This window comes from Frigoribacterium sp. CFBP 13605 (genome assembly GCF_014839405.1).
In the GTDB taxonomy this organism is placed as follows: Bacteria; Actinomycetota; Actinomycetes; order Actinomycetales; family Microbacteriaceae; genus Frigoribacterium.
In genome coordinates this window covers 20,561-27,898 of record NZ_JACYNS010000029.1, presented here as the reverse complement: position 1 = coordinate 27,898, position 7,338 = coordinate 20,561, and the positions used below count along the sequence as shown (strand labels likewise).

Annotated in this window: 6 protein-coding genes; 5 read left to right on the top strand and 1 reads right to left on the bottom strand. The window is 70.6% G+C overall.

Annotated features, from left to right (window positions below; genetic code table 11):
* Window positions 1–416: 416 nt before the first annotated feature.
* The 3 genes from lepA to hemW are packed head-to-tail and all read left to right on the top strand — an operon-like array spanning window position 417 to window position 4,275.
* Window positions 417–2,267, top strand: coding sequence for a translation elongation factor 4 (lepA, locus tag IFT36_RS08275; protein WP_056045691.1), 1,851 nt, complete (start codon window positions 417–419; stop codon window positions 2,265–2,267).
* A 5-nt stretch (window positions 2,268–2,272) separates the two neighbouring features.
* Complete coding sequence (locus IFT36_RS08270) at window positions 2,273–3,046, top strand: DUF1990 family protein (protein WP_082460247.1); 774 nt, start codon at window positions 2,273–2,275, stop codon at window positions 3,044–3,046.
* A 2-nt stretch (window positions 3,047–3,048) separates the two neighbouring features.
* Window positions 3,049–4,275 carry a radical SAM family heme chaperone HemW gene (gene hemW / locus IFT36_RS08265; RefSeq protein WP_200412860.1) on the top strand — a complete coding sequence of 409 codons (1,227 nt, stop codon included), beginning with the start codon at window positions 3,049–3,051 and terminating at the stop codon, window positions 4,273–4,275.
* 129 nt (window positions 4,276–4,404) lie between these two features.
* Here the strand turns inward: hemW and IFT36_RS16425 are convergent, their stop codons facing one another.
* The gene (locus IFT36_RS16425) at window positions 4,405–4,908 is read right to left on the bottom strand and encodes a DUF4870 domain-containing protein (RefSeq protein WP_236556798.1); all 504 of its coding nucleotides are present in this window, start codon (window positions 4,906–4,908) and stop codon (window positions 4,405–4,407) included.
* Window positions 4,909–5,088: 180 nt separating this feature from the next.
* On the opposite strand from IFT36_RS16425, the gene hrcA reads away from it, so the two are divergent.
* Both hrcA and dnaJ read left to right on the top strand, forming a co-directional pair.
* Complete coding sequence (hrcA, locus tag IFT36_RS08255; protein ID WP_200412859.1) at window positions 5,089–6,111, top strand: heat-inducible transcriptional repressor HrcA; 1,023 nt, start codon at window positions 5,089–5,091, stop codon at window positions 6,109–6,111.
* 109 nt (window positions 6,112–6,220) lie between these two features.
* Window positions 6,221–7,336, top strand: a complete 1,116-nt coding sequence (gene dnaJ, locus IFT36_RS08250) for a molecular chaperone DnaJ (protein ID WP_159824840.1) — start codon at window positions 6,221–6,223, stop codon at window positions 7,334–7,336.
* The last annotated feature ends 2 nt before the right edge of the window (window positions 7,337–7,338 follow it).

Below are 7,338 nucleotides of genomic sequence, written 5' to 3'. Positions count from 1 at the left end.
GCCCGCGCTCGTCCCGCGCTCATCCCGCGGCCCGGCTCGCGTCGCCCGCGTCGGCAACTCCTGCCTGCCGTCGCACGCCCGACGCGACGCCGGGGAGACCGACCGCCCGAGCGGCACCGGCCAGGAGTTGCCCGCACCGCCCCTCTGGCTCGCATCCCCCTCTGACCCACCCGCCGACCGGCCCACCCGCTCGCCCGCACCGCGGCGTCCCGCGCGCACGGCATCCGGTGCGGCCACGGTATGGGCAAGTCCTGCCCGCCGTCACGGCACGAGCCATCGACCGGGGAGGCGCGGTGCCGGTCGCGACACCGGGCAGGAGTTGCCGACGGGCGGCCCCGCGCGGGCCGACGCCCGATCCGTCGCCCCGGCGTGGGAGAATCGTGCGGTACCCCCGCCCACCACCCCCAGAGGATCGTGTGAGTCCCCAAGCAACCCGCGCACTCGAGCCGGCGTCGACCGAGCCCGAGTCCCTCCGCAACTTCTGCATCATCGCGCACATCGACCACGGCAAGTCGACCCTCGCCGACCGCATGCTCGGCATCACCGGTGTGGTCGAGTCGCGTGCGATGCGTGCCCAGTACCTCGACCGCATGGACATCGAGCGCGAGCGCGGCATCACGATCAAGAGCCAGGCGGTGCGCATGCCGTGGGAGCGCAACGGCGAGACCTTCGCGCTCAACATGATCGACACCCCCGGCCACGTGGACTTCAGCTACGAGGTCTCCCGCTCGCTGGCCGCGTGCGAGGGGGCGATCCTGCTGGTCGACGCGGCGCAGGGCATCGAGGCGCAGACCCTGGCGAACCTCTACCTGGCGCTCGAGAACGACCTCGAGATCATCCCGGTGCTCAACAAGATCGACCTCCCGGCGGCCGACCCCGACAAGTACGCCGCCGAGCTGGCGGGCCTGATCGGCGGCGACCCCGCCGACGTGCTGCGGGTCAGCGGCAAGACCGGAATGGGCGTCGAAGAGCTCCTCGACCGTGTCGTCGACCGCATTCCCTCTCCCGTCGGCGTCAAGGACGCACCGCCCCGCGCGATGATCTTCGACTCGGTCTACGACAGCTACCGCGGCGTGGTGACGTACATCCGCATGATCGACGGCACCCTGCACCCTCGCGAGAAGGTGCAGATGATGTCGACGAAGTCGACCCACGACATCCTCGAGATCGGCGTCTCGTCACCCGAGCCCGTCCCGAGCCAGGGGCTGTCGGTCGGCGAGGTCGGCTACCTCATCACCGGCGTGAAGGACGTCCGCCTCTCGAAGGTGGGCGACACCGTCACGACGTCGGCCAAGCCCGCGACCGAGGCCCTCAGCGGGTACACCGAACCGCTGCCGATGGTGTTCTCGGGGCTCTACCCGATCGACGGCAGCGACTACCCCCTCCTCCGTGAGGCCCTCGACAAGCTCAAGCTGTCCGACGCCGCGCTGGTGTACGAGCCCGAGACCTCGGTGGCCCTCGGCTTCGGCTTCCGCTGTGGGTTCCTCGGCCTGCTCCACCTCGAGATCGTCACCGAACGACTCGACCGCGAGTTCGGCCTCGACCTCATCACGACGGCCCCGAGCGTCATCTACGAGGTCACCACCGAAGACAAGAAGACCGTCACGGTCACCAACCCGAGCGAGTTCCCGGGCGGCAAGATCGCGAGCGTCAGCGAGCCCATGGTCAAGGCGGGCATCCTCGCGCCCAAGGACTACGTCGGCGTGATCATGGAGCTCTGCCAGCAGCGCCGCGGCACCCTGCTGGGCATGGAGTACCTCGGCGAGGACCGGGTCGAGATCCGTTACGCGATGCCCCTCGGCGAGATCGTGTTCGACTTCTTCGACAGCCTCAAGTCGAAGACGGCGGGCTACGCCAGCCTCGACTACGAGCCCATCGGCGATCAAGAGGCCGACCTGGTCAAGGTCGACATCCTGTTGCAGGGTGAGCAGGTCGACGCCTTCAGCGCGATCGTGCACCGCGACAAGGCCTACGCCTACGGGGTGCTCATGACGGGCCGGCTGCGCGAACTCATCCCGAGGCAGCAGTTCGAGGTGCCCATCCAGGCCGCCATCGGTGCCCGGATCATCGCCCGCGAGAGCATCCGGGCCATGCGCAAGGACGTCCTGGCCAAGTGCTACGGCGGCGACATCTCGCGCAAGCGCAAACTCCTCGAGAAGCAGAAAGAGGGCAAGAAGCGCATGAAGACCATCGGTCGGGTCGACGTGCCCCAAGAGGCCTTCATCGCCGCCCTCAGCGGCGACGTCGAGAAGAAAGACAAGAAGTAGGGTCCATGCGTCGAGCCACCCACACCGAGACCCGCACGACCTACGGCGAGGTCGGGGCGACGCAGGCCCCCGACCTCATGCAGTACCCGCCGAAGGGGTTCAAGCCGGCCGAGTACCGGGCCCGCGTCGGCCACGGCGACGCCCGCTTCGCCGCGGCCTGGATCGCCACCATGACCTGGCAGATCCAGGAGCGCAGCGGCATCCGCGTCCGGGTCGACAGTGTGCCGCCGGCCGACGAGAGCGAGTACACGCCCGTCCAGTTCGACGAGCACGGGCAACCGGTCGACGCCGCCGAGTGGGCGACCGCGCGTGACGAGTCGCGCTACTCGCCCGACGGCACGCCCTTCCTCACGGCGGGCACGACGGCCACGCTGAGCATCGAGGCCTACGGGCGCACGGTCGAGGCCCCGGTGCGCGTCGTCTACGTGATCGACGAACCGAAGCGCAAGGGTTTCGCGTACGGAACCCTCGACGGCCACCCCGAGAGCGGCGAGGAGTCCTGGATCGTCGACCAGACCGACGACGGTTCGGTCTGGCTCTCCATCCGGTCGTTCTCGAAGCCGTCGAGCGCGAAGTGGCGTCTCGTGGCACCGTTCCTGCGACGCACGCAGGCGCAGTACACGAAGCGGTACCTGCGGGCACTGAGCCTCAACGAGAAGGGCGAGCAGACCGACGAGGTCGTCGTCGTCGAGGACACCGAGGCCGGCGTCGGCGACCCCCGCGGTGACGAGCGCCCCCCGACCGGCCCGCGCGGCGACGCCGCGGGAACCGGCGCCTGACGGTGCCCGGAGCCCTTCCCCTCGGCGATCCCGCCCCCGTCGACGGACGCCTGCCCGAGACCGTCGCCGTCGGCGCGGACGACCGCAACTTCGGGGTCTACCTGCACGTCCCGTTCTGCCGCGTGCGCTGCGGGTACTGCGACTTCAACACCTACACGGGCGACGAGCTGCGAGGCGCTCGTCGCGACGACTACGCCGGGCAGGCCGTCACCGAGATCGAGCTCGGGGGTCGGGTGCTGCGCGAGGCGGGGCTCCCGCCGCGCCGCGCCTCCTCGGTGTTCTTCGGCGGGGGCACCCCGACGATGCTGCCCTCGGGCGACCTCACGTCGATGCTCCACGCGATGGTCGACACCTGGGGTCTCGAGCCCGGCGCCGAGGTGACGACCGAGGCGAACCCCGACTCGGTCGACGCCGCGTACCTGCAGCAGCTCGCCGACGCCGGCTTCACGCGCGTCAGCTTCGGCATGCAGTCGGCCGTCCCGAGCGTGCTCGCCACCCTCGAGCGCACGCACGACCCCGAGCGCATCCCGCTCGTGGTGCGCTGGGCCCGTGACGCCGGGCTCGACGTCAGCCTCGACCTCATCTACGGCACGCCCGGCGAGACCCTCGACGACTGGAGGCGTTCCCTGGACGTCGCCCTCGAGCAGGAGCCCGACCACCTCTCCGCGTACTCGCTGATCGTCGAGGACGGCACGAAGCTCGCCCGCCAGATCAAGCGGGGCGAGGTCCCGATGCCCGACGACGACACCGCGGCCGACATGTACGAGATCGCGGACGACCGGCTCGCCGGCGCGGGCTACGACTGGTACGAGGTCAGCAACTGGTCGCGTGGCGTCGCGCACCGTTCCCGCCACAACCTGGCGTACTGGCAGGGCCACGACTGGTGGGGCGTCGGCCCGGGCGCGCACAGTCACGTCGGTGGCGTCCGCTGGTGGAACGTCAAGCACCCCGCCGCCTATCAGCAGCGCATGGCCGCGGGTGAGTCGCCGGCTGCCGGGCGCGAGACCCTCGACGACGAGACCCGTCGGGTCGAGCGCGTCCTGCTCGGGGTGCGCATCCGCGAGGGGCTGCCCACCTCCGAGCTCGACGACGACGGACGCCGGGCCGTCGGTGGCCTCATCGCCGACGGCTGGGTCGAGGGGCGTCCGGCCCTGCAGGGTCGCGTCGTGCTCACGCGCGAGGGGCGGCTCATGGCCGACGCCGTCGTGCGGCGTCTGCTGCCCGACTGAGCGTCCCGATCGTCCTGATCGCCGCGGCGCCCCGCGGTGGCGATCAGGAGGCGCGGGCCCGGAACGCAGGAGGCGCGGCTCCCGGGGGAGTCGCGCCTCGCGTGGTGCCCGTCCGGGCCGGTCGACCGTCTACTTGACGAACTCGATGGTCAGCGGGTACTTGTACCACTCGCCCTTGTTGGCCGCGACGGCGGCGATGATCGAGAAGATGATCACGAGGATGCCGGCGACGAGGGCGAGCACCCCTCCGATGACGATGATCGACAGGATCGCCGAGATCACGTAGACGATGGCCACCGTGATCTGGAAGTTCAGCGCGGTCCTGGTGTGCTCCCGGATGAACGGGCCGCGGTCCTTCAACACGAGGTAACCGACGAGGGCGGGGACGAACGCGAAGAGGATCCCGCCGAGGTGGATGAGCGTCGACCAGAGCTTCTCGTCCTCGGGGCGCATCGGCTGGACGGGCTGCGGCTGGTAGCCCGGCTGCTGGCCGAAGCCGGGGCCGGACTGCTGGCCCTGGCCGGGCTGACCCTGGCCGGGCAGACCCTGCCCGTACGGCTGGCCGGGCTGACCGTTCTGGCCGGGCTGGCCGTTCTGCGGGCCGTTCGGCTGGGCGGGAGGGTTCTCGGTCATGGCTGCACCTGTTCGTGAGTGTCCTGCGGATGTCCCCGCCACCCTAGGGCAGCCGGGTGCGGCCCGAGTAGGCCTCGCGACGGAGGTGTCGTACGATTGGCAGTCCGGCACGTCGAGTGCCAGGCCCGGTCGCCCGGCGTGCGGACGACCCGGGGGACGTCGAGCGAAGAGAGGTGCGTCATGGTCTCCGAACGCGGTCTCGAAGTGCTTCGCGTCATCGTGCACGACTACGTCGCGTCCCGCGAGCCGGTCGGGTCGAAGTCCATCGTCGAGCGACACCAGTTCGGCGTCTCGGCGGCGACCATCCGCAACGACATGGCGCTGCTCGAAGAAGAAGAGCTCATCGCGGCACCGCACACCTCGTCGGGACGCGTGCCGACCGACAAGGGCTACCGGCTCTTCGTCAACCAGCTCGCCGACCTGCGCCCGCTCAGCGCGGCCCAGCGGCAGGCCATCGAGACGTTCCTGGGCGACTCCACCGACCTCGACGAGGTGCTCGGTCGGACGGTCCGGCTCCTGTCGCAACTCACCAACCAGGTGGCCCTGGTGCAGTACCCCACCTTCTCCCGGGCCCGCGTGCGTCACGTCGAGCTGGTCAGCCTGGGCGACGGTCGCGTCATGACGGTGCTGATCACCGACAGCGGCCAGGTCGAGCAGCGGGTCGTCGACATCCGCACCGCCGTCGACGAGTCCTTCCTGTCCGAGTTGCGGGCCGCCATCAACGCCGCGGTCGGCGGTCGGCCCCTGGGTGAGGCCTCCACCGCCCTCACCGACCTGCCGGCGCGGTTCCGTCCCGACCTCGCGGCGGTCGTCGGCGTGGTCGTCGCGAGTCTCACCGAGCAGATCGCCGCCGGACGTCAGGACCGCCTCGTCATGGCCGGTGCGGCGAACCTGGTGCGCACGGGCGACGACTTCAGCGGCGACCTCTTCCCCGTGCTCGAGGCGATCGACGAGCAGGTGGCCCTCTTGCGGCTCTTCGGCGAGATGCAACTCGACGCCGTCGACGTGGCCGCGAGCATCGGCCGCGAGAACGCGTCGTTCGGGTTGTCCCAGGCGTCCGTGCTGGCCAGCGGGTACTCCACGCAGGGCAGCGAGATCGCGAGGCTCGGCGTGCTCGGGCCCATGCGCATGGACTACTCGACCAACATGGCGGCGGTCCGTGCCGTCGCGCGGTACCTGTCGTCGCTGCTCACCGAGCGGTAGCCGACCACCACGGCCCCGGCCGTCCCACGACCCCCATCCCCGTCCCGGTCCGCCGGGCCCGGCCCCGCCGGGAAGACCACCACACCACACCAGAGGCAGACGAGAACCAGTGGCAGATCATTACGACGTCCTCGGAGTCGACCGTCAGGCGACCCCGGAAGAGATCAAGAAGGCGTACCGCAAGCTCGCCCGCGAGCTTCACCCCGACGTCAATCCCAGCCCCGACGCGTCCGAACGGTTCAAGGACGTCACGCACGCCTACGACGTGCTCAGCGACCCGCAGCAGCGCGAACGCTACGACCTCGGCCCCCAGCCCGGCTTCGGTGGCGGCGGCGGAGGCGGGGCCGCCGGCTTCGGCGACATCTTCGACGCGTTCTTCGGCGGCGGTGGCCAGGGCCAGCGTCAGGGTCCGCGGTCCCGGCGGGAACGCGGGCAGGACGCGCTCCTGCGCCTCGAGGTCGACCTCGAGGACATCGTCTTCGGCACGCAGCGCGACATCGAGGTCGACACGGCCGTCCTCTGCGACACGTGCAGCGGCTCGTGCTGCGCACCCGGCACCTCGCCCCAGACCTGCGACATCTGCGGGGGCTCCGGTCAGATTCAGCGCACCGTGCGCTCGCTGCTCGGCAACGTCATGACGTCGAGCCCGTGCGGGACCTGCCGTGGCTACGGCACCGTCATCCCCAACCCCTGCCCGACGTGCCAGGGCCAGGGGCGCGTCCGGGCCCGACGTTCGATCCCCATCGACATCCCCGCGGGCGTCGACACCGGACTCCGGCTCCAGCTGCCCGGTCAGGGCGAGGTCGGCCAGGCCGGTGGCCCGAACGGCGACCTGTACCTCGAGGTCAAGGTGCGACACCACGACACCTACAGCCGCAACGGCGACGACCTGCTGGCCACGCTCGAGGTGCAGATGGCCGACGCCATCCTCGGCACGTCGACGACGCTCACCGGGCTCGACGGCGAGATCGAGGTCGAGATCAAGCCCGGCACCCAGAGTGCCGACATCCTCACCGTGAAGGACCGCGGCATCACCAGACTGCGCGGGACGGGTCGCGGCGACCTCAAGATCGGCGTCCAGGTGGTCACCCCGACCAAGCTCAGCCACAAGGAGCGCGAGCTGATCGAGAAGTTCGCCTCGGGTCGCCGCTCCCCGGCGCCCGAGCTGTCGCACTTCCAGCAGGGTCTCTTCGGCAAGTTGCGCGACCGCTTCCTGAACTTCTGATC